This window comes from Kitasatospora sp. NPDC085895 (assembly GCF_040702125.1).
Lineage (GTDB): Bacteria > Actinomycetota > Actinomycetes > Streptomycetales > Streptomycetaceae > Kitasatospora > Kitasatospora arboriphila.
In genome coordinates this window covers 1-21585 of sequence record NZ_JBFBJY010000103.1, presented here as the reverse complement: position 1 = coordinate 21585, position 21585 = coordinate 1, and the positions used below count along the sequence as shown (strand labels likewise).

18 protein-coding genes and 3 pseudogenes are annotated in these 21585 nt (G+C 70.9%); 16 read left to right on the top strand and 5 right to left on the bottom strand.

Going from position 1 to position 21585, the window contains the following annotated elements:
• The coding region (locus tag AB0442_RS37075) for an IS5 family transposase (RefSeq protein WP_366167946.1) at positions 1-658 on the bottom strand (658 nt) is incomplete at its 3' end.
• A 216-nt stretch (positions 659-874) separates the two neighbouring features.
• On the opposite strand from AB0442_RS37075, the pseudogene AB0442_RS37070 reads away from it, so the two are divergent.
• Together AB0442_RS37070 and AB0442_RS37065 are read left to right on the top strand one after the other, a co-directional pair.
• Positions 875-2316: pseudogene (locus AB0442_RS37070) on the top strand (NF041680 family putative transposase).
• A 212-nt stretch (positions 2317-2528) separates the two neighbouring features.
• A complete protein-coding gene (locus AB0442_RS37065; RefSeq protein ID WP_366167945.1) occupies positions 2529-2672 on the top strand; it encodes a hypothetical protein in 144 nt (47 codons plus the stop codon).
• A 144-nt stretch (positions 2673-2816) separates the two neighbouring features.
• On the opposite strand, the pseudogene AB0442_RS37060 reads toward AB0442_RS37065, so the two are convergent.
• Positions 2817-3332: pseudogene (locus AB0442_RS37060) on the bottom strand (transposase family protein); the annotation flags it as partial.
• Between the two features lie 301 nt (positions 3333-3633).
• Between AB0442_RS37060 and AB0442_RS37055 the strand changes: the two are divergent.
• Positions 3634-4971 (top strand): M14 family metallopeptidase, encoded by a 1338-nt coding sequence (locus AB0442_RS37055; protein WP_366167944.1) that lies wholly within the window; start codon positions 3634-3636, stop codon positions 4969-4971.
• 391 nt (positions 4972-5362) lie between these two features.
• Here the strand turns inward: AB0442_RS37055 and AB0442_RS37050 are convergent, their stop codons facing one another.
• The 3 genes from AB0442_RS37050 to AB0442_RS37040 are packed head-to-tail and all read right to left on the bottom strand — an operon-like array spanning position 5363 to position 9074.
• Positions 5363-7471 carry a xanthine dehydrogenase family protein molybdopterin-binding subunit gene (locus tag AB0442_RS37050; RefSeq protein WP_366167943.1) on the bottom strand — a complete coding sequence of 703 codons (2109 nt, stop codon included), beginning with the start codon at positions 7469-7471 and terminating at the stop codon, positions 5363-5365.
• Positions 7468-8472: a xanthine dehydrogenase family protein subunit M gene (locus tag AB0442_RS37045; RefSeq protein WP_366167942.1), complete on the bottom strand. Its 1005-nt coding sequence runs from the start codon at positions 8470-8472 to the stop codon at positions 7468-7470. The genes AB0442_RS37050 and AB0442_RS37045 overlap by 4 nt, the downstream gene beginning before the upstream one ends.
• Complete coding sequence (locus AB0442_RS37040; protein WP_366167941.1) at positions 8469-9074, bottom strand: 2Fe-2S iron-sulfur cluster-binding protein; 606 nt, start codon at positions 9072-9074, stop codon at positions 8469-8471. Before AB0442_RS37040 ends, AB0442_RS37045 begins: the two co-directional genes overlap by 4 nt.
• Positions 9075-9208: 134 nt before the next feature.
• Here AB0442_RS37040 and AB0442_RS37035 point away from each other — a divergent pair, with 134 nt between their 5' ends.
• The 13 genes and pseudogenes from AB0442_RS37035 to AB0442_RS36975 form a co-directional block, all read left to right on the top strand.
• Positions 9209-9607 carry a VOC family protein gene (locus AB0442_RS37035; protein ID WP_366167940.1) on the top strand — a complete coding sequence of 133 codons (399 nt, stop codon included), beginning with the start codon at positions 9209-9211 and terminating at the stop codon, positions 9605-9607.
• A gap of 151 nt (positions 9608-9758) precedes the next feature.
• On the top strand, positions 9759-9890 hold the full coding sequence (locus AB0442_RS37030; protein ID WP_366167939.1) for a hypothetical protein: 132 nt from the start codon (positions 9759-9761) through the stop codon (positions 9888-9890).
• Positions 9891-10479: 589 nt separating this feature from the next.
• Complete coding sequence (locus tag AB0442_RS37025) at positions 10480-11787, top strand: ATP-binding protein (RefSeq protein ID WP_366167938.1); 1308 nt, start codon at positions 10480-10482, stop codon at positions 11785-11787.
• Positions 11784-12221 (top strand): roadblock/LC7 domain-containing protein, encoded by a 438-nt coding sequence (locus AB0442_RS37020; protein WP_363539704.1) that lies wholly within the window; start codon positions 11784-11786, stop codon positions 12219-12221. Before AB0442_RS37025 ends, AB0442_RS37020 begins: the two co-directional genes overlap by 4 nt.
• A gap of 23 nt (positions 12222-12244) precedes the next feature.
• Positions 12245-12601, top strand: a complete 357-nt coding sequence (locus AB0442_RS37015) for a DUF742 domain-containing protein (protein ID WP_366167937.1) — start codon at positions 12245-12247, stop codon at positions 12599-12601.
• 16 nt (positions 12602-12617) lie between these two features.
• Positions 12618-13193 carry an ATP/GTP-binding protein gene (locus AB0442_RS37010; protein ID WP_366167947.1) on the top strand — a complete coding sequence of 192 codons (576 nt, stop codon included), beginning with the start codon at positions 12618-12620 and terminating at the stop codon, positions 13191-13193.
• A complete protein-coding gene (locus AB0442_RS37005; RefSeq protein ID WP_366167936.1) occupies positions 13190-14482 on the top strand; it encodes a cytochrome P450 in 1293 nt (430 codons plus the stop codon). Before AB0442_RS37010 ends, AB0442_RS37005 begins: the two co-directional genes overlap by 4 nt.
• A gap of 162 nt (positions 14483-14644) precedes the next feature.
• Positions 14645-15763: a polyprenyl synthetase family protein gene (locus AB0442_RS37000; protein WP_366167935.1), complete on the top strand. Its 1119-nt coding sequence runs from the start codon at positions 14645-14647 to the stop codon at positions 15761-15763.
• Entirely contained in the window at positions 15760-17406 is a 1647-nt protein-coding gene (locus AB0442_RS36995) for a prenyltransferase/squalene oxidase repeat-containing protein (protein WP_366167934.1), read from the top strand. Before AB0442_RS37000 ends, AB0442_RS36995 begins: the two co-directional genes overlap by 4 nt.
• Positions 17403-18767 (top strand): cytochrome P450, encoded by a 1365-nt coding sequence (locus AB0442_RS36990; RefSeq protein ID WP_366167933.1) that lies wholly within the window; start codon positions 17403-17405, stop codon positions 18765-18767. Before AB0442_RS36995 ends, AB0442_RS36990 begins: the two co-directional genes overlap by 4 nt.
• Positions 18764-19729, top strand: a complete 966-nt coding sequence (locus AB0442_RS36985) for a hypothetical protein (protein WP_366167932.1) — start codon at positions 18764-18766, stop codon at positions 19727-19729. Before AB0442_RS36990 ends, AB0442_RS36985 begins: the two co-directional genes overlap by 4 nt.
• A gap of 172 nt (positions 19730-19901) precedes the next feature.
• Positions 19902-20795 carry a hypothetical protein gene (locus AB0442_RS36980; protein ID WP_366167931.1) on the top strand — a complete coding sequence of 298 codons (894 nt, stop codon included), beginning with the start codon at positions 19902-19904 and terminating at the stop codon, positions 20793-20795.
• 91 nt (positions 20796-20886) lie between these two features.
• Positions 20887-21585: pseudogene (locus AB0442_RS36975) on the top strand (transposase); the annotation flags it as partial.

Here is a 21585-nt window from a genome sequence, read left to right as displayed (position 1 = left end):
AGCCCTTGCCCACGTCGTCTGGGTTGCGCCGGACCACCTCGACGGCGATGTCCTTCACCGCCCCGTGGATGATCACGGCGTCCTTGAAGCCCTGGCCGACCAGAGCCTTCTCCAGGCGCATCCCGCACCGCATCGCTGCCTGGTCCAGCAGGGCGATGCCGGCCTCGTTGTCGTGCGCGCTCGCGGCCAGGACCACCACGCCGATGATCAGGCCGAGCACGTCGACGGCCAGGCCCCGCTTCCTGCCGGGCGTCTTCTTGTGCGCGTCCAGTCCCGTGGTCTCCTTCGGCACCCCGGCCGCCACGCGGACGGACTGGGTGTCGATGATCACCAGGGACGGGTCCTCTAATCGTCGGGCCCGCTCCCGCACCTGGCAGCGCAGGATCTCCTGGATCCGCTGGTCAAGGCCATCCTGGCGCCACAGGGTGAAGTAGTAGAACACCGCCGACCAGGCCGGGAAGTCATGCGGCAGCAGCCGCCACTGACAGCCCGTCCGGTTCTGGTACAGCAGCGCGTTCACGACCTCGCGCAGGTCGCACGAGCCGGGGTCCCCGGTCGCCGAGCGCGACACCCGCTCCTGCTTCCAGGCGGTGACCAGCGGCTCGATCAAGGCCCACTGCCCGTCGGACAAGTCCGTTGAGTACGGCATCCGTTCCATGCACCAACACCAACATGCACACGACATGCGCGTCAGCTTGAACAGCTCCGTACCCACGAACGGGCGACACCAGATCATCCAGAACCGGACTTAACGTCCTCTAACCTCGCAGGTCACCCGGCCTGCTGATCTGTGGTTCTTCCCGGGACAGCAGGGGCGGCCGTTCCCCACGCTTCGAGTTGTCGAGTCACGAAGCAAAGAGAACGGCCGCTGCCCATGAGTCTCCCGGTGGAAGCCGCCCCAGGTGCGGCGTTGGACGTGTTGTCCCGCTTTCGGGTCGAGTTCTACGAATGCCTGTACGCCCGCGCCGATGCCCTCTTCGAGCTCACGGACGCGATCCTGTGCAAGGACGGCCCGGTGCAAACCTTGGTCGACCTGAGTCTGCAGGCCGAGCACCGGCGCGGGCACGGCGCCCTGTACCAGGCGCTGAACACCGGCTGGGTCGAACCGACTCGGCTGCGTACCCTGCTGGCCTCACTGCCCCTACCGCGCGCGGTCGAGGGCCGGATCGTGCTGGCCGTCGACATCTCCAACTGGCTGCGGCCGGACGCCGAGACCAGCCCTGACCGGCTGTTCTGCCACGTCTACGGACGCGGTCGCAGCAAGGACCAGTTCATCCCCGGCTGGCCCTACTCCTTCGTCGCTGTGCTGGAGTCCGGCCGCACCTCCTGGTGCCGGCTGCTGGACGCCGTCCGACTCGGCCCGACCGACGACGCCGCGGCGATCACCGCTGCACAACTGCGTGACGTCATCGGCCGGATCGTCGCAGCGGGCCAATGGACAGCAGGCGAACCCGAGCTGCTGATCGTTGCCGACGCCGGCTACGACCTGGCCCGCCTGGCCTTCCTGCTCGCCGACCTGCCCGTGGAGGTGTGCGGCAGGCTACGTTCCGACCGCGTGCTGGCCCGGGACCCGGCTCCGCACAACGCCGTCCCTCGGCCAGGCCGCCCACGCATGCACGGCACCCCGTTCGCCCTCGCCAGGGCCACCATCTGGGGCGAGGCGCAGATCGAGACCCGGACTGCGACGACGCGCTACGGCACCGCCATCGCCAGCGCATGGGACCGCCTCCACCCCCGGCTCACCCGCCGCTCGGCCTGGATCGCCGACCAGAACGCTGAACTTCCCATCCTGCACGGCCTCGTGGTCGCTTGACCGTCGAGCGCCTGCCCGGCGGACGGGAGCCGGATCCGGTGTGGCTGTGGTCCTCACGCCCAGGCGTCGACGCCCGCCACGTCGACCAGCTCTGGCAGTCCTACCTGCGAAGATTCGATCTGGAACACACCTTCCGCCTGCTGAAGCAGACGCTGGGCTGGACCGCGCCCAAGCTTCGGGAGCCAGCCAGCGCCGACGTGTGGACGTGGCTGATCATCGTTGCCCACACCCAGCTGTGTCTCGCCCGTCAAGCCGTGAAGGATCTACGTCGGCCCTGGGAACGCCCGCTGCCTGCAGACAAGTTGACGCCAGCCCGGGTGCGGCGGGGGTTTCGCAACATCCGCGCGAAGGCGGCCCGACCGGCGGCTGCACCGAAACCCTTCCGTCCAGGCCCAGGGCGCCCCCTCGGGTCGAGCAACCGAGTGAGAGCACCCCGCCACACACCGGGAAAGACCGTCAAACGCGCCGAGACGCTCGACCAGCACTACGGCCGCACAGGTTAAAGATCAAGCTCAGTAGCCGTTGCTCAATCGAGCTTGGTGATCGTGAGTTCGAGTCCGCTGACTCGGTCGTGTGATCCTCTGGTCGGCTGAGCATTGAAGTGGGACCTCCCGCACAACTCGGCTGCCAGGACACCGGGGCTGGGCCCTACCACCTCCGGTGTCACCGGAAGCGGAGAGCCTCCGGCGGGAACGGGCGACCGATGGGAGTGGGCGTGGACATCGAGGAGATGCTGGACCGGCTCGGCGCGGTGATCGGGCCGCCGCCCGCGGGCGGGGTGGTCCCGGTCCCGTGGGAGCTTGCGCCCGCGGCGATCGGCTTCCAACTGGGCTTGATCTGCTTTGACGGGCACTCCTGATCAGGGCTTCGGCCCCGGAAGGAAGATGTCCATCATGGAGAGCATGGGAAGCCCAGTGAGCTCTTCGGCTCCGTCGAAGCAGCCGGGCACTGCGCGGGCTCTTCCACAGCAGGTGGCGGGATCCTAACCTTGCGTCATGGACAGGGTCTCGGCGTCGGTCAGCACGGTCGCGTAACGCTGCCGCCGGCGCGGGGCGAAGTCGTCGACGCCGAGCACGCGCGGGACGCGCCGCGGGGGCATCGCCTGGCGCATGAGCACGCGCAGGGCGGTCGAGCGGGAGATCGTGCAGGCCGGGACGCGGGAGAGGCGGGCGCCCGCCCGGCCCGCTGACTCCATCACGACCTGCCCGAGTTGGTCGGCGAGCCGGCGCGTTCGCCGCTGGTAGCGTTCGATCAGGCCGGGGACCTGCTCGCGGAACGTCTGCCGCGGGCAGCCCAGAACCGGGCAGGCCATGCGCCGGACCCGCACCGACGCCACGACCCGACGCCCGTCCACCGGCACATCCGCGACCACCCGCCCGTGGAAGGCATGCACCTGTCCCGTCGGCTGCCCGCACAACGGGCACGGCACCGGAGTCTCCCTGGTCCGCGCCGACACCCGGATGACCTGGCCCTCGTCCGCCACATCCTCGACGACGAGGGCCGACAGCCCGGAAAACACCACAGCCACAAGCTCGTTGACATCACGCACACCATGCCAACGACGACCGTCACCCTTCGTTACCACCGATTACAGGACAGAGCCCATGACCGTACAGACCCGGTCACGGTGCGGTCCCACGGGTGGCGACCGAGGCGCTGTCCCAGTCCCCAGTTGAGCCCGTCTTCCGTCAAGTGCCAGTCATGGCAATAGCGTTGACTAACGCCGAACGTATTGACTGATTCATGACATTAAGTCACCATCGGCTGGGCGCGCCTCGTTCCTCCCTCCGTTCCTGCGGACCCCCCACAGGAGGACAGTCATGCGACTGCCCCGACGCAGCCGGCCGGCCCTCGCCGTCGCCACCCTGCTCTCGCTCGCCCTCGCCACGCCCCTCACCATGACTTCCGCATCCGCCCGGTCCGGCGCGCCCAACGTCACCGTCGACGAGACCCTCAGGCAGTACGCGGTCGACGGCCCGAGCACCGTCGCCGAGCGGACCGTGATCGCCGCCACCGGCGCCTCCATCGACGAGGTGGACGCCCGCTCCGTGGTGGTCAGCGCCAACGCAGCCGAGCTGTTGCAGCTCAGGGCGCTCGGCTGGAAGCCCATCGCTCTGCCCGGCCCTGAGCAGGAAGCCCCGCAGCTCAGTACCACGCTCAACGACTTCCCGAGCAAAGACTCCGCCTACCACAACTACGCCGAGGCCACCGCCGACATCAACGCGATGGTCGCCGCCCACCCATCGATCATGAGCAAGCAGGTGATCGGTAAGTCATACGAGGGCCGAGACATCGTCGCGGTGAAGGTGAGTGACAACGTCACCACCGACGAAAGCGAGCCCGAGGTACTGCTCACCTTCCACCAGCACGCCCGCGAGCACCTCACCGTCGAAATGGCGCTCTACCTGCTGCACGAGTTCGGCGACAAGTACGCGAGCGACTCGCGAATCGCGAACATCGTCAACAGTCGGGAGATCTGGATCGTCCCGGACCTCAACCCGGACGGTGGCGAGTACGACATCGCGACCGGTAACTACCGCAGCTGGCGCAAGGACCGACAACCTAATACCGGCAGCAGGTACATCGGCACCGACCTCAACCGGAACTGGAACTACAAGTGGGGCTGCTGCGGAGGCTCCTCCGGTTCCACCTCCAGCGAGACCTACCGGGGCAGCGCGCCCGAATCCGCAACGGAGACCAAGGTGGTCGCCGACTTCGTCCGCACCCGGGTGGTCAGCGGCAAGCAGCAGATCACCGCGGCCATCGACTTCCACACCTACAGCGAGCTGGTGCTGTGGCCGTTCGGCTGGACCAGCGCGGACACCGCGAGCGGCATGACGGCCGACGAGGCGAAGACCTTCGCCACTTTCGGCCGCACCATGGCCGCCACCAACGGCTACACCCCCGAGCAGTCCAGCGACCTGTACATCACCGACGGGTCGATCGACGACTGGCTGTGGGGCGCGCACCGGATCTTCGCGTACACCTTCGAGATGTACCCGACCTCCAGCAGCGGCGGCGGCTTCTACCCGCCCGGCTCGATCATCGACCGGGAGACCAGCCGCAATCGAGAGGCGGTGCTGCTCCTGCTGGAAAACGCCGACTGCATGTACCGGGCGATCGGCAAGCAGCAGCAGTACTGCGGCATCGCGAACTGAGCTCCGATAGGGGTGGTTCGCAACGCCACTGGCCATCGACTCGTCAACCCGTGCGCCATCGTGCCGATGATGCAGGCCGTTCTTGCCGGCGCCGGCAAGAACGGCCTGCTGCCGAGGCTGGTCCCCGGCAGCAGGCACGACTACCGGCCGGGCATGCTGACGTGATGCCGGAGGAACCTCACCGACAGCCGGGCCGCCAGCACCGGTCCGGGCGGCGGGCGCAGCGGCAGGATCGTGCTCTGGGGTACCACCTGGTGTGGCTCGCCGACGTCCTGCGGGCGATAGGTCAGGACTTTCCGGCGTAGTCGCCTCCGGTCACGAGCAGGCGCGACGGACGGACCGCTCGGCCTGACGGTCACCCGGTCCGCCCCGTGCTCACCGCCCGCGCTCCTCACGGCCCGGGCCGCTGCTCCAAAGCGTGCAGGACCTTGTCCAGCGTGATCGGGAGGTTCCGCACACGCACCCCGCAGGCGTGCCACACCGCGTTCGACACCGCGGCGGCCGTGCCGACGATGCCGATCTCCCCGATGCCCTTGGACCCCATGGCGTTGACGTGGGGGTCGTGCTCGGGCAGCCAGTGCGCCTCGATCCCGTCGACGTCCGCGTTGGCCGCGATGTGGTAATCGGCGAAGTCGTGGTTGACGACGTGGCCGGTGCGGGGGTCGAGCACGCTCTGCTCGTGCAGGGCCATCGACAGCCCCATCGTCATCCCGCCGACGAACTGGGACCGCGCCGTGCGCGGGTTGATGATCCGGCCCGCGGCGAACACGCCCAGCAGGCGCGCCACCCGCACCTCGCCCGTGTCGATGTGGACGCGCGCCTCGGCGAACTGCGCCCCGAAGGCGTGCATCGCGTAGCGGTCGTCGGCCGGACCGACGACGCCGGATGCCTCGGCCCCGTCCGGCGGCTCGGCCCCGTGCTCCTCGCGGAAGGCGCGTGCAGCCTCGACGACGGCCGAGCCCCAGGTCGTCATGCCCGAGGAGCCCCCGGCCACCGACGCCACCGGGTGGTCGGTGTCGCCGATCCGCACCTCCACGCGGTCCACCAGCACGCCGAGCGCGTCCGCCGCGATCTGCGCCAGGGTGGTCCACGTGCCGGTGCCGAGGTCGGCCGCCCCGATCTCGGCGACGTAACGTCCGCCCTCCCGCCGGATCGTCGCCGTCGACTTCGTCATGCGGCTGACCGGGTAGGTGGAGGCCGCGACGCCCGTGCCGACCAGCCAGTCGCCGCGGCGGCGCACCCCGGGCCGCGGATCGCGCCGCGACCAATCGAAGCGTGCCGCGCCCTCCCGCAGGCAGCCGACGAGGTCGCGGCTGGAGAAGGGTTTGCCGGAGCCGGGTTCGACGGCGGGCTCGTTGCGGATCCGCAGCTCGACCGGGTCCAGGCCCAGGCGCTCGGCCAACTCGTCCATCGCCACCTCCGGGCCGAACATGCCGGGGCACTCGCCCGGTGCGCGCATCCAGGAGGGCACCGGGACGTCGAGCGCGGCGAGCCGGTGCGTGGTCCGCCGGTTCGCCGAGGCGTACATCATCCGCGCGGGCACCCCGGTCTGCTCGGCGAACTCCTTGATGCGCGAGGTCTGTTCGACGACGTCGACCGCGAGCGCGGTGAGCCTGCCGTCCCGGTCGGCACCGAGGCGGCACCGCTGGACGGTCGGCGTGCGGTAGCCGGCGAGGGCGAACATCTGCTGCCGGGTCAGCGCGATCCGCACCGGCCGGCCGGGCACCGCGCGCGCCGCCATCGCGGCGAGCACCACGTTGACGTGCGGCTGCCCCTTGGACCCGAACCCGCCGCCCACGTACGGGCAGACGACCCGCACCCGCGCCTCGTCCAGACCGAACAGTGGCGCCAGGACGGCACGCGTCGGGTGGACGCCCTGGGTGGAGTCCCACAGGGTGAGGAATCCGTCACCCGCCGGGTCCCACAGGGCCGCCGTGGCGTGCGGCTCCATCGGGTTGTTGTGGTACATCGCGGTGGTGTACGTCTCGTCGACGGTCACCGCCGCGGCCGCCAGCGCGGCGTCGACGTCGCCCTCGGAGGTGTCGGCGGGGAAGTCCGGGTTCACCTTCTCGGGCGCGTACAGGTCGTCGCGGTCGGCCCGCAGCTCGACGTCGTGCGCCTGCCGTGCGTAGCCGACCCGGACGAGAGCGGCCGCGTGCCGCGCCACCTCGGAGCTGTCGGCGACGACCAGGGCGACGACCTGGCCCCGGAAGGCGACCTCCTCGTCCTGCAGGACCGCCAGTTCGCGGTCCTCGGTGGAGGCCAGGCGTTCGGCGGTCGCGGGGGTGAGCACCGCGACCACACCGTCGAGTGCCTCGGCGGCGGTGGTGTCGAGCGCGGTGACGCGACCTTGCGCGATCGTGGCCTGGACGGCGTGCAGGTACGCGGCGTCCGCCAACGGGGCGTCACCGGCGTAGCCGGCGGTACCCAGCACCTTGACCGCCCCGTCCCGGCGGGGCAGATCGCGGCCGACGGCGTCCGGCTCGCTCGGGAACGTCATCGGGACTCCTCTCCTGCCAGGCCGCGCAGGGTGGCGGCGAGGGTTCGGCGCAACAACGGGATCTTGAACGCGTTGCCGCCGTCCAGCCCCTCGGCCGGCCGGGCACCGGCCAGTTCCGCGTCCGCGGCGTCCCGGTAGCTCCGCTCCGAGGCCGGCGCGCCCCGCAGCGCCTCCTCGGCCCGGTACGCGCGCCACGGTGCGTGCGCGACGCCGCCGAACGCGACCCGCGCGTCCACGATCACGCCGTCCTCGACGTCGAGCGCCGCGGCGACGCTGACCAGCGCGAAGGCGTAGGACGCGCGGTCGCGCACCTTGCGGTAGGCCGAGCGGCGGGCGATCGGCGCGGCCGGCAGGTCGATCGCGGTGATCAGCTCACCGTGCTCCAGGACGGTGTCGCGCTCGGGTGTGTCGCCGGGCAGCCGGTGCAGCCCCACGAAGGGGACGGTGCGCTCCCCGGCCGGACCGAGCACCCGCACCCGCGCGTCGAGCGCCGCCATGGCCACCGCCATGTCGGACGGGTGGACCGCGATGCAGTGCTCGGAGGCGCCGAGGACCGCGTGGTGCCGGGTCCACCCGCCGATCGCGGAACAGCCGGAGCCGGGCTTCCGCTTGTTGCAGGGGGTGGTGACGTCCTGGAAGTAGGCGCAGCGCGTCCGCTGCAGCGGGTTGCCGCCGACGGTGGCCATGTTGCGCAGCTGCCCCGACGCCCCCGACAGCAGTGCCTGCGACAGCACCGGGAAGCGCTCGCGCACCCGCCGGTCCGCGGCGAGCTCGCTGTTGCTGAGCCCCGCGCCGATCCGCAGAGCGCCGCCGTCGAGCTCCTCGACCTCGGCGGGCAGGACACCGGCGAGGCCGACCACCAGCTCGGGCGCCACGACGCCCAGCTTGAGGTGGTCCACCAGGTTCGTCCCGCCGCCGAGGAACACCGCGCCCGGATTCCCGGCCACGCTGCGCACGGCGGCCGCGGCGTCGACGGGGCTGAGGTAGTCGAACGGCTTCACCCCGCCACCTCCGTGCCGGTCGCCCGGGGGCCGCCCGGCCGGGAGGCGCCCGCCCGCGCGGCCGGGGAGGCCCCGGCCGCCTGCCGGACGGCGGCCACGATGTTGACGTAGGCCCCGCAGCGGCACAGGTTGCCGCTCATCCGCTCGGCCACCTCGGTCCGGTCCAGCCGTGGCGCCCCCGGGCCCTCGGTCACCGCGCTCGGCCAGCCCCTGGCGAACTCGTCGAGCGCCCCGACCGCCGAGACGACCTGCCCCGGGGTGCAGAAGCCGCACTGGAGTGCGTCGCAGTCGACGAAGGCCCGCTGCACCGGGTGCAGGCCGCCGTCGGCGCCCGGTGGTCTGTCGCCGGTGGCCGCCCCGGCGGCGAGCCCGGCGGCGGTGACGACCTCGGCGCCGTCCTGGGAGACCGCGAGCGTCAGGCAGCTGAGCACGCGCCGGGCGCCGGACAGCACCGTGCACGCGCCGCACTGCCCGTGGTCGCACCCCTTCTTGGGGCTGGTCACCCCGAGCCGCTCGCGCAGGGCGTCCAGCAGCGTCGTGCGCGTGTCGACGGTCAGCCGACGCGCGACCCCGTCGACCCGTACGGTGATGTCCCTCTGCATCGCACGAGCGTCCCCGGCCCGGACGACGCCCACACCCCGCACGGCCCACCGTCACACCCGTGGCGGCGGGCCGCGCCCCGGACGCGCGCGCCCGGTACGGGCCCGGTGTCAAGGGGATGCCCTACGGTGGCGCCGTGGACGAGTACGGGAAACGCGTCGAGTATGCGGTACCGGTCCTGCCGAGCCGGGACCTGGACGAGACCTCGGAGTTCTACTCCCGCCCGGGCTTCGAGCCGCGCGGGCGCTGGGACGGGGAGGACAGCTACCTGATCGTCGTCCGGGGCACGGTCGAACTGCACTTCCGGTACGACCCCGCGGTGGACCCGTTGACCGCGGCCGGCAGCTGCTACCTGCAGGTCCGGGACGCGGACGCGCTGCACGGGGACTGGGCGCGGCTCGGCGTGCCCACCGACCGGGCCACCGGCAGCCGGCTGATGCCACCCACCGACACCGGCCACCGGATGCGGGAGTTCGCGCTGGTCGACCGCAGCGGCGACCTGCTGCGGATCGGCAGCCCGTCCGGGCAGCGCTGAGCGCCGACGCCATCCGGAGGCGGGGCGGCCCAGCCGTCTGCCCGTCCGTCCGGTCCGCGCGACCGGACGGCGTGTGAGCCGCCGCGGCCGGTCACGGCTCGCGGATGCACTCGATCAGGTGGTCGCCGGTGGCCGGGTCGATCGTGACGCCGTGAGTCTCGCTGCGGAATCCGGGGAACCGCCGGTCGAACTCCTCGAGGCCCGAAGGCCCGGCGACACCGACGCCATGTACAACCTCGGCATACTGCTGGAGACGCTGGATCCGCCCAACCAGCTGGGCTGAGCCGTCACTGGCCGGGCGCGCCAGCGCCCGGGCGCCGCCCCACTTTGCGGACCCACTGCGAGGGCCCGGCTGGTGCCGCCCGAACCCGTCTTGCTTGCGACGGTGGGCTTCTTGGCGGCTCTGACATGTCGTCGCGGGCTGGACATACATGGTGGGCCTCGTCGCCAATGTGATCTAATGACCGGTCAGATGCGGAGCGAGTCAAGCCGGTTGTCGCCCCGCGGCCCTGATGGAAGACCCGCGGAGTTCAGGATGATGCTCACGACTGCCAGGTCATCGCATGCTGGGGCATCGGACGTCCCGCGGGGAGCGCCATCGCGCTGTGGAGCGACAGCTCGGCGATGAGCTGAGCGCAGAGGCCTGCGCCTGTTGGCCGAAGTGACACATTTGTCGAGTGCATGCCACATAATGGCAACACCCGGCGATGCCCGGCACTGCTCCATTGATCAGATTTTCCGTTCGCAATCCGCCGGGACTCCACGGGTCGGCGCTCGTTCACCACGAACGGGCGGCTCCGCCATGTCTGGCCTCCGGAGCCGGCTCGAGCCCTAGGACCCGACCGTTGACCTCGATACCCGAGACTGCCGCAGTGGTGCTGGGCGCCACGACCGCAGCTGGCGCCGTAGCTACAGCACTGCTGGCACGTTCGCGTCGCGCCCTGGTGGCGCGAAGCGCCGCGCAGTCCGAGGCACTGAACACTTCCCAGCAGCGCGAGCAGGCACTCCAGGAACAGCTCCAGCAGCTCGGCGACGAGCTCCAGCATCTGGTCGCCAACCGTCTCCCCGGCCTGGCACTGCATCTGGTCAGTCCGCATCACCCGGTCCCGGGTCTGAAGCACGAGGCCCTGGCCGGGACCGTGTACGCCTCGCTGCATGAGGCGGTGCTCGGCCACTACTCGGACACGGTGGCCAAGGAGCGCCGGCGGATCGATGCCTCCGCCCGTGCGGCGCTGCGTGGCGCGTGCCAGGACATCCAGGCACTGTCGTACCGGCTGCAGACGCAGGTCGAGGCCCTGCAGAGCGACTTCGACGACCCGCGGCTGCTCGACAGCCTGTTCAAGGTCGACCACCTCAACGAGCAGGCGATCCGTCTGGTCCAGAAGGCCGCGATCGTCTGCGGCGCGTGGCCCGGGCACGTGCGTCCGGACACCTACGTCGTGGAGATCGTCAGCGGCGCCTCGTCCCGGCTCCACGGCTACGAGCGCATCAAGATCAGTTCGCGGCTGCTCGATTCGAACCTTGCGGTCGTCGGTCGCGCGGCGGAGCCGATCGCTGTGGCTCTCACCGAGCTCATGGCCAATGCCCTGGAGCACTCCCGCGACGACCTCGCGGTGGAGGCAGGCCTGATCCAGACCGGCAACGGCAGCGTCTGCATCATCATCGACGACGCGGGCACCGGCATGAGCGCGGAGGCCGTCCGTCGCGGTGTCCGCCTGCTCTCGGTCGAGGAGCAGCAGGACACGCTCCTGACCGAGCTCGGCGATCCGCCGGCCCTGGGGCTCGCAGCCATCGGCCGGCTCGTCGCCGACCACGGCTTCCAGGTCTCGATCGACCAGGTTTCCCCCTACAACGGGGTCCGTGCGGTGCTCACCATTCCCCCGCACCTGTTGACGACGATCGACGAGACAAAGGAACCGATCTCGGCGATGGCTCCCCTGCCTGCCGCACCCCCTGCTGCGCCGCAGTGGCCCGCTCCGGCGGCTTCGGACAGCACCCCGGACGACGGCAGTGACCTGCCGCAGCGCCGTCGGCGCGCTCGCACGGAGCCCGCTCGCAGCGATGCTCCCGAGGTTGCGCCCCGAGAGCTGAACCCGGAGGTGGCCCGTGACACCTGGAGCCAGTTCCAGGCGGGACTCGCCGCGGGTCTGGCCCCCAACGATTCGAAGGAAGATCAGTGACCCTCTCCACCTCGCGCCCGATGATCGAGGACCCGTCGTGGGTCCTGAATCCCATCACCGAAGTCAGCAACGAGGTCAAGCACGCCCTGATCCTGTCGAGTGACGGCATGGTCATCGGCGCGACGGAAGGGCTCCTGCGGGAGGCCGCGGAGGGTATCTCCGCCATGACGGCCGCCCTTCACGGCGCGGCCCGCGCCGCGGCCAACGCGGCTCTGGACGCCTCGGACGGGACACCCATCACGACCATCACGGTGCAGAACACCCACGGCACGTACATGATCATGCCGGCCGGTGCCCGCACCAACACCTTCATCGCCGTGGCAGGAGGCCTCGACATGCCCATGGGTACGGTCGCGCACATCATGGCCCGGCAGGCCAAGAAGCTCGGCGAGCAACTCATGTCCGTTCCGGCCCGCACACGGGAGGCGTCATGAGCCGCTCGTCGCAGGGTCGGCGGATGATCCCCAGCTACCTGGCTACCCGGGGCATCGGCACCCCGACCCGCAACACCCTGCATTCGCTCATGGCCGTGGTCGCCACGGGTCTTCCGCCCGCCCCTCACCACACCCCGGTGCACCAGCGGATCATCTCGCTGCTGACAGGCGGCGCTCTGACCGTCAGCGAAACGGCTGCCTACCTCCGTCTGCAGACCAGTGTGTGCAAGGTCCTGATCTCTCAACTCCTCGACGGCGGGCACCTGCAGGTTCGCGTGCCGGCCCCCACCGCCCTGCTCCCCGACGCGGGCGCCGATCGTCCGTCGAAAGAACTCCTGGAAGAGGTGCTGAGTGGACTCCGCGCGCTCAGGCAGCACTAGCCCGCGTCCTGTCTATCTGCCGGAGGAGGACCACCAGAGGCTCAAGATCCTCGTGGCGGGCCCTCTCGGCATCGGGAAGACCACCGCGATCAGGACCCTGTCCGAGATCCCGACGCTGCACACCGACGAGGTGATGACCGACGCCGCCGCCTCGGCGGACGACCTCACCCTGGACGGCCTGCGCGGCAAGACGACCACCACGGTCGCCATCGACTTCGGCCGGCTGACCGTGCCGCAGGCCAAGGTGGTCCTGTACCTGTACGGCACCCCCGGACAGCGCCGCTTCCTGCCCCTGTGGAAGGACATCGCCGACGGCGCCATCGGCGCCCTCGTCCTGGCCGACACCCGCCGCCTGGACCAGTCGTTCGAGGTCATGGACCTCATCGAGGAACGCGGCCTGGACTACGCGGTCGCCGTGAACACGTTCCCGACCTCACCCGACTACACCCTCGACACCCTGCGCTCCAAGCTCGACCTGGACGAGCGCACCCCGCTGGTCACCTGCGACGCACGGGACAAGAACTCCACCCTGGACGCGCTCATCGCCCTGACCGCCCACCTGATATCCCGAGCCGGAGACGAATCGTCGTGACCGCCATCCCTCCCGCCACCCCGGTGCGCATCCACGGGCCAGAACACGACGCCGACCCCCAGCGCAGCTACGAACTGCTGCGCCTGCAGGGGCCGGTCGGCCTTGCGGAGATCTCCCCGGGCGTCGTCGTCCACCTGGTCACCGACTACCGGGCCGCGCTCGACCTCCTGCACGACACGAACACGTGGTCGAAGGACACCCGCTCGTGGATGAACCAGGTCCCGGCGGACAGCCCTCTCATGCCGCACGTGCAGTGGCGGCCCAGCCTGTTCTTCGCCGACGGCGCCCAGCACGCCCACCTGCGCAGCGTCATCACGGACAGCTTCCGACTTCTGGACCCGCACGATGTGCGCAACCTGACCTTCCGTTACGCCGACAGGCTGCTCCAGCAGTTCGTCATGGACGGTGAGGCCGACCTGGTCGCCCAGTACGCGCAGCAGCTCCCTCTGATGGTCTTCAACGCGCTGTTCGGCATGCCCGACGAGTACGCCCCGCGCCTCATGCAGGCGCTGAGCGGGATGGTGAGCTCCGATCCCGCTCAGATGGCCGCGGGTGCGCAGTCGCTGAACGAGTACCTCACCAGCCTGTACGCCGCCAAGGCCCAGCAGCGCGGACACGACCTGACCTCGTGGTTCATCGACCACCCGAACGGGCTGAGTCCGGAGGACGTCCTCCAGCAGGTCATCATCGTTCTCGGTGCGGGCAACGAGCCGCTGACCAACCTCATCGCGAGCACGCTAGCGCGCATGCTCTCGGACGACCGCTACTTCGGCAGCCTCACCACCGGGAGTCTGCCGATCCAGCACGCGATCGACGAAGCCCTGTGGAACGACTCCCCGCTGGCGAACTACAGCCTTCACTTCCCCCGGCACGAGGTCGAGTTCTACGGCACCGTCATTCCGGCGGGCTCACCGGTGATGGTCTCCTACGCGGCCGCCAACTCCTGCCCGCACAGCAATCCGCCGAACGAGGGCCACCGTTCCGGCAACAAGGCCCACCTGGCCTTCGCCGCAGGCCCGCACGCCTGCCCGGCGCGTTCCACCGCCGTCCTCGTCGCCACCGCGGCGATCGAACGGCTCACCTCCTACCTGCCCGACGTCAAACTCGCGGTGTCCGCAGCGGAACTGGCCTACCAGGGCGGTCCCATCTACCGGGGCCTGACGGCACTGCCCGCCAGGTTCACTCCGCTTCACTCAGCTCACCCACGCCGGCATGAAGGCTCGTTCGGGCAGCCGTCGACTGGATCGTCCGGGCTGGCCGAACCGGCCAGGGACCGTCTGACCGTGTAGTGGCGTCGACAGCGTGTGCACGCATCATCCGGTCCCGGCATCGCACTCACCGATCGAAGCCTGGCGGCAGTGTGTCTTCCGCCACATCGACACCAGGCGTGACGGCTGAAACGCCTGGGGATGGACGTCCGTGACCACATCCGTTCGCCAAAGGAACACGCATTGGCCGTTCTTGACCACAAAAGACGCGCGGAGCCCGCGCTCAAGGTCGTACCCCCTCCCGCCGCACTGGACCTCCGGGCCGTGCGGCGGGAGGTTGACGCGGCACTGACGACGTTCCTGGACGGCAAGGAGCAGTCCGCGCCCGGGCCGGAACTGCCACCCCTCATAGCCCAGCTCCGCGAATTCCTGGCAGGCGGAAAGCGTCTGCGCCCCCTGTTGTGCGTGTGCGGCTGGTACGCCGGCGGCGGGGCGACCGACTGCTCGCCAGCTGTCCGTGCGGCGGCCGGTCTCGAACTCTTCCAGGCGTTCGCTCTCATCCACGACGACGTGATGGACGCCAGTGACGCCCGCCGCGGCCGGCCTTCCGCCCACCGGGCCCTGGCCGCCGCCTACACCGCCGGTGGCGGCCCCGCCTCTCGGGCCGAGGAGCACGGCCTGGGCGCTGCGGTGCTCCTCGGCGACCTGGCACTCATTTGGTCCGACGAGCTGCTGCACCAAGCGAGCCTGACGGTCCGAGGATCCGAACGGGTCCTGCCGCTCCTGGACGAAATGCGCAGCGAGGTGGTCTACGGCCAGTACCTGGATCTGCAGACCACCGGGCGGCTGTCCGACGATGTCGAGAGCGCATTACGGGTGGTCCGGTACAAGACGGCCAAGTACACCGTCGAGCGGCCTCTGCAGATCGGTGCGGCACTGGCCGGCGCCACCCCGGGGGTCTACGCGGCCCTCAGCGCGTTCGCGCTGCCGCTGGGTGACGCCTTTCAGCTCCGTGACGACCTCCTCGGGGTCTTCGGTGATCCCCGGGAGATGGGCAAGTCGGTGCTGGACGACCTGCGCGCAGGCAAGGCCACGGTCCTCATGGCCCTCGCCGTCCAGCGGGCCTCGCGCAGCGAACTGCGGTCGCTGCGCGCACGGTTCGGCAGGCGGAACCTCACCGAGCGGGATGCCGAAGTGGTCCGGAGCATCCTCGAGCGCAGCGGAGCCCGGCAGGCCGTGGAGGAGATGATCCAGACCCGGCGGGACGAAGCCCTGGCATCCCTCGATCACGCTCCCTTCCCGGCCGCCGCCGTCGCGGCGCTGCGGGACATTGCCGGATCTGCGACTGCGAGGCACGCATGAATGAGCATCAGCACGGCGGGGCCGGAACGACCGTGGTGACGGCTCCCGCCGGTACCCCGCCTGTGAACGACTCCTGCACCATGGCGGCGGGGGACCTGATCGGCGAGGTCGACGCCGACCCCTGGGGCGACGTCCGCCCGTCCCTGTACGAGACGGCCCGTGTGCTGTCCGCGGCGCCGTGGCTGCCCGGCGGACAGGCCCGCATCGAGCACTTGCTGCGTGAGCAGGCCGGCGACGGCAGCTGGGGCGAAGGGCCCGCGCCCTACCGGCTCCTGCCGACGCTGAGCGCCGTCGAGGCCGTACTCGCAGTGCTGCAGCGCGAGCCCCTGGCCGGCGGTACGGCGGACCGGCTCGCGGCGGCGGCGGCCGGAGGGCTCGCCGCGCTCGCCAGTCTGCCGTCGGCCGGGCCGTGGCCGGACACCGCGGCCGCGGAGCTCCTCGTCCCCGGCCTGGTTGCGGCCGTCAACGAGCGCCTCGACCGGCCCGCTGTCGCGGACCACCCTCACCTCGAATCCTGGCACCGCGGCCCGCGTCCCGAAGTCCCGCGCGGCTACGACGCCGCCGCCCCTAGAGCGGTCGCCCGAAAGTGCCGGGCCGCCGGCGGGGTCCCGTTCAAACTGCACCACACCTTCGAAGGCGTCGCCGGGCACCTCCCGGGCACGCTGCTGCCCGAAGCGGACGGGCTGCTCGGCAGCTCCCCTGCCGCCACCGCGGCCTGGATCGCCTCCGCTGCAGGCCCCTCCGGGCGGCAGCAGCAGCGTGCGGCCGACGAACTCGCCGCAGTGGCGCACCGCTACGGCGGCCTCCTCCCGGAGGCTGCACCGATCACGGTCTTCGAGCGGCTCTGGGTCGCCGCCGCGCTGGCCCGGGCCGGCCTGGCGTCCTCCGGCCTACCCACCCTGCAGAAGTGGGCCGACCACCTCTACGACCCCGCGGGCGTCCGGGGCGCACCCGGACTGATGGTGGACGCCGACGATACCGCCATGGCCGTCCTCGTCTCGGCCCTGGTCGACCGGCCCCGCGGCCCCGCCCCGCTCGCCGTCTTCGACAACGGTCACCACTACGACTGCTACATCGGCGAGGACAGCGGCTCCCTCAGCGCCAACGCCCACGCCCTCCAGGCCCTCCACGCCTATCTCCGGCACCACCCCAATGCCGTAGGGGCGTACCAGCCGATCATGGACCGGGTGGCCGACTGGCTCGTCGAGCACCAGCAGCCGCAGGGCCACTGGACCGACAAGTGGCACGCCTCCCCCTACTACGCCACCGAGCGGTGCGTCACCGCGCTGGCCCCGCTCCCCGGGTTCCGGCGGCGCCGGGCGGTCGAGGCGGCCGCCGCATGGGTGCTGGCCACCCAGCACGAGGACGGCTCCTGGGGCATCTGGGGCGGCACCGCCGAGGAGACCGCCTACGCCGTGAAGATCCTGCTCGGCGCTTCCGGGCCGGCGCGGCAGCCGCATCACACCCGCGCACTGGACCGCGCCGGGGCCTTCCTGCACGACACAGCCGACACACCAGACCACCAGCACCCCGCCCTCTGGCACGACAAGACCCTCTACGCACCGCAGGCCATGATCCAGGCCGAGATCATCGCCGCCCGCCACCTGCTGCACACCCGCCACGAAACGGAGCACCGCCCGTGACCGCCGACGCACCGCCCATTCCGCATGCACCGGGGCGCCTGCCCGTCGTCGGACACCTGCTGCCGATGCTCCGGGACCGGCTGGAGTTCATACAACGACTTCGCCGCCACGGTGACGTGGTGCAGATCGGGTTCGGCCCGAAGCCGGTGTTCGTCGTCAACTCACCCGAGCTCATCTGGGAGATACTCACCGCCCAGCACGCGAACTTCGGCAAGGGCCGGCTCTTCGAGAAGCTCCGCCTGTTCGGCGGATCACCGCTGCCGGTCACCGAGGGCGGACCGCAGCACCTGCAACGCCGCCGCCTGATGCAGCCGGCCTTCCACCGCGAACGCATCAACTCCTACATCGACCGGATGATCACCACCGCGGAGACCACACTCCAAACCTGGGAACACGGGGCACGACTCGACGTGCAGAACGAGGTGCAGCTCATGACCCAGGGCGTCGTCCTGTCGGCACTGCTCTCCTCCGACCTCGACCGAACTCCGGCGCAAGCCGTCATGCACGGCGTCGACACCCTCTTCCAGGCCGCCATCCGGCGCGCCGTCACACCGGTCTCCGGCTGGGAGAAGCTGCCCCTCCCCGGCACGCGCAAGGTCAAGGCCGCGAACACGCTGCTGCGCAAGACGGTCAGCGACATCGTCGCCGCGCACCGGGCGGACCCCGAACGCCCCGACGACCTCGTCTCCCTGCTCCTCGACGCCCGCGACGAGGAGGGCCGGCCGCTGGACGAGGAGGAGATCCTGTCCGAGATCACCGGCCTGCTGGCCGCAGGCACCGAGACCTCCGCGGTCACCATGGCGTGGCTCTTCCACGAACTGGGCCGCAACCCCGGCATCGAGGAACAACTGCACCAGGAGGTGGACACCGTACTGGCAGGCGGCCGGCTCACCGCGGAGCACCTTCCCCAGCTGGTTCTCACCCGCAGACTCGTCACCGAGACCCTGCGCCTGCACAATCCCGCCTGGATCGTCACCCGCCGAGCCAACGTGCCGGTGCGGCTCGGCAGCGCGCACCTGCCCGCCGGGGCCGACCTGGTGTGGAGCCCGTACGCACTCCACCGCGACCCGGAGCTGTACCCCGACCCGCTGCGCTTCGACCCGGACCGCTGGCTTCCCGAGCGGCCGCAGCCCCGCAGGGGCGCCTACATTCCCTTCGGCGCCGGAAATCGCATGTGCATCGGCGACGGCTTCACCTGGGCCGAGACCACGGTCCTGACCGCCCTCATCGCCTCCCGCTGGACACTGCGACACGCACCCGGCGCCACCGTCCGGCCCGTCCCCGCCATCACCGTCCACCCCTCCGCCCTCCACATGATCGCCGAGACCCGGGGACACGCAGCGGCACGGGAGGCAGCATGACCACCACCGACCGTGCGGGCATCCCCACCCTGCCCATGCCCGACCTCTCCCCCACCTTCCCCGGCCCCTTCCCGACCAGCCCGCACGCGGACCACATCGAGCAGCACCTAGCGCAATGGCTACACCGGTTCCCGCTCATCGGCCCGCCCAACGCACGGCGCACCCTCTGCAACATCGTGGCGCACGGCGTGGCCCGGACCTTTCCCACCGCCGATCCGGACGGCCTCGTCCTGTGCGCGGACCTCTTCCTGTGGCTCGCGGCGTTCGACGACACCCACGGCGAGGCAACGGCGGCAGGCAGCCCGGCCCGACTGGTACGCCGGATCCAGGGATGTATCCACCTCCTGTCCGATGGTGAGCCGCCCGGCGACGCCGACCCCTTCGACGAAGCACTCCAAGTCCTCCTCGTAAGGTTGCGGACCCGGGCCACGACCGCCCAGTACCTGCGGGTCACCGGCTCCCTCAGGGACGTCTTCTTCGGCATCCTCTGGGAAGCTCACCACCTGGCCGAACCCGAACACGTCAGGATGCAGAGCTACCTCGCGATACGCCCCCACACCGTGTTCGCGCGGACCCTCATCGCCATGGCCGAAGTCGTCCTGCGGTACGAACTGCCCGAAGAGGCACGAAACTCCCAGGCAGTACGGCTGCCGGAGTCGGCCGTCTGCGACCTCGCCGGCGTGCTGAACGACCTCGGCTCCTACGCGCGGGAATCCGCCAAGGACGTCCCGAACTCGCTGAACCTCATCTCGCTGATCACGAGAGAGCAGAACCTCGAGGTTCCCGCTGCATGGGCAGCAGCTTCCCTCCTGGGGGAAGAACGTGCCGCGACCGCCCGGCACGGGCTCGACGAACTCGCGGCCGGCGACTCGACCCCGCTCGCACAGCACGCCAGAGCCTTGGAATCCATCGCCTGCTCCTACGTCTGGCACATCGCCCACGCCCGCTACCGAAAGGTCTGAGCCCGCCAGGTGCCCGCCGTTCGACACCGGCATCGAACACTCCACGGAGGCCGCCCTGCCTCAAGTTGCCACAGGGCGGGACTGCCCGCGCTTGCTCCGGCCGCTCGACCGCCCGGGTGAGATGGGCTGTTGGTGCGCATACATCCCGGCTCTCCTGGTTAAGCCGCTCCCCGTGACAGCCCCCGACGGCGAGACGACCGTTTCTCATCCGCAACCCCCCAAGGACCCCGTCACCTGGCAGGGCGTGCTGGGCGGGGCTGCCGCCGGGCTCACGCTCATGACCGTGGTGATCTACTTCGCCGGCGGACTCGCGCTCGCCGCCCGGATGCAGGCGAACGGCTTCTGGTGGGGGCTGGTACTGGGCCAGATGCCCCGGCAGATGCTGCAGGAGATCGCCGTCTCGGAGGTCCTCCTGCCGGCTGCGCTCTTCGCCGCGCTCGGGTACCTGCTACCGCACGCACTTCTGGGTAGGCGACTGACGGAGCGCCAGTCCCGGGCCCGCGCCCACCGCTTCACAGCCCGTTGGCGGCATCCCCGCGCCGGGTTCCTCCTGCTGGCCTCGGCGCTCCTGGTGCCCGGCGCGTTCTCGTGGTACGTGCACAGCGGCGGCAACCCCTACGGAGTCACCGCGCCTCCAGGCTGGATGATCGCTCTGGCTGCGATGATCTTCGTCGCATACTCAATGATGATCGGCGCCACAGTCCAACGGCTGCGACGCTACCGGTCCCATCGCGGCATCTGGACGGCCGTCGTCACTTCCGCGATGCTGCTGGCCGCCGTACCGGGCGCGGTGGTCGGCGCGGCGAGCCTCCCCTTCCTCCCCGTTCGCGTCTGCGCGCCGAGCTACGAGATGGACGCCCTCCACATCGGGGCGGGCAGCGACTGGGCCTACCTCGGCAACTACTACGTCGACCCCCATGACGAGACCAAAAGGCGCGGGACTTACCTGACTCTCGTCCCGACGAACCGGGTCGACGCGGTGACGGTGGCCAAGAACGGGCCGGACTGCGGCCCGACCACCGGAAAGCTCGGCACCACCACCGCCACCCCCTCGCCAGCCCCCTGATCCGTCCGGGCCCTCCCGGGGCACGCACGCGTCGCCGCGATTGGCCCCGCCACCCTCCATTTGAACCTCACCGCACCCCCGTCATCGGCAGAGGAGGCTCCCGCGGCGCGTCCCGCGCGTGCTCGGCGTCGACGACTTCGCCCCGCGCCGACGTCAGCGTTACGCGACCGTGCTGATCGACGCCGAGACCGGCGAGCGGATCGACGTCCCGCCCGGCCGCACGACGCAGACGCTGGTCGCGTGGCTGCGCGAGCACCCCGGGGTCGAGTACGTCCGCCGCGACGGCTCCGGCTCCTACGGCGAGGCGATCCGCCGGGCCCTCCCCGAAGCGGTGCAGGTCAGCGACAGGTGGCACCTGTGGAGCAACCTGCGCGGCAAGGTCCTGGCCGAGGTCCGCTCCCACGCGGCCCGCTGGGCCACCGCGGTGAACCCCGCCCGGCCCGGGGGCGTCCGCGAGCAGACCACCCGCGAACGCTGGCACCAGGTCCACTACGACGCTGGCAAGCGGGTGCGGGGCCGCAAGCGGCACCTGCTGGTGGACACCTGCGGGCTCGTGCTGCGGGCGGTCGTGCACTCGGCCTCGGTGCAGGACCGGGCGGGCGCAAAACTGGTCCTCGCCGGGATCCGGAAGGCGTTTCCGCAGATCGGGCTGGTCTGGGTCGACGGCGGCTACGTCAATGTCGTCGACGCCGGACTGGTCGGCTGGGCCGCCGAGCGCGAGAGGCTGGAGATCGTCGCGGTGCCGCGGAATGCCGATGTGAAAGGCTTCCAGGTGCTGCCCCGCAGGTGG

Bases quoted from the DNA above. Each gene is read 5' to 3' on its own strand.
- AB0442_RS37040 (WP_366167941.1), bottom strand. From the start codon at position 9,074: ATGCAGAGGGACATCACCGTACGGGTCGACGGGGTCGCGCGTCGGCTG.
- AB0442_RS36985 (WP_366167932.1), top strand. From the start codon at position 18,764: ATGACCACCACCGACCGTGCGGGCATCCCCACCCTGCCCATGCCCGAC.
- AB0442_RS37055 (WP_366167944.1), top strand. From the start codon at position 3,634: ATGCGACTGCCCCGACGCAGCCGGCCGGCCCTCGCCGTCGCCACCCTG.
- AB0442_RS37050 (WP_366167943.1), bottom strand. From the start codon at position 7,471: ATGACGTTCCCGAGCGAGCCGGACGCCGTCGGCCGCGATCTGCCCCGC.
- AB0442_RS36995 (WP_366167934.1), top strand. From the start codon at position 15,760: ATGAATGAGCATCAGCACGGCGGGGCCGGAACGACCGTGGTGACGGCT.
- AB0442_RS37015 (WP_366167937.1), top strand. From the start codon at position 12,245: ATGATCCCCAGCTACCTGGCTACCCGGGGCATCGGCACCCCGACCCGC.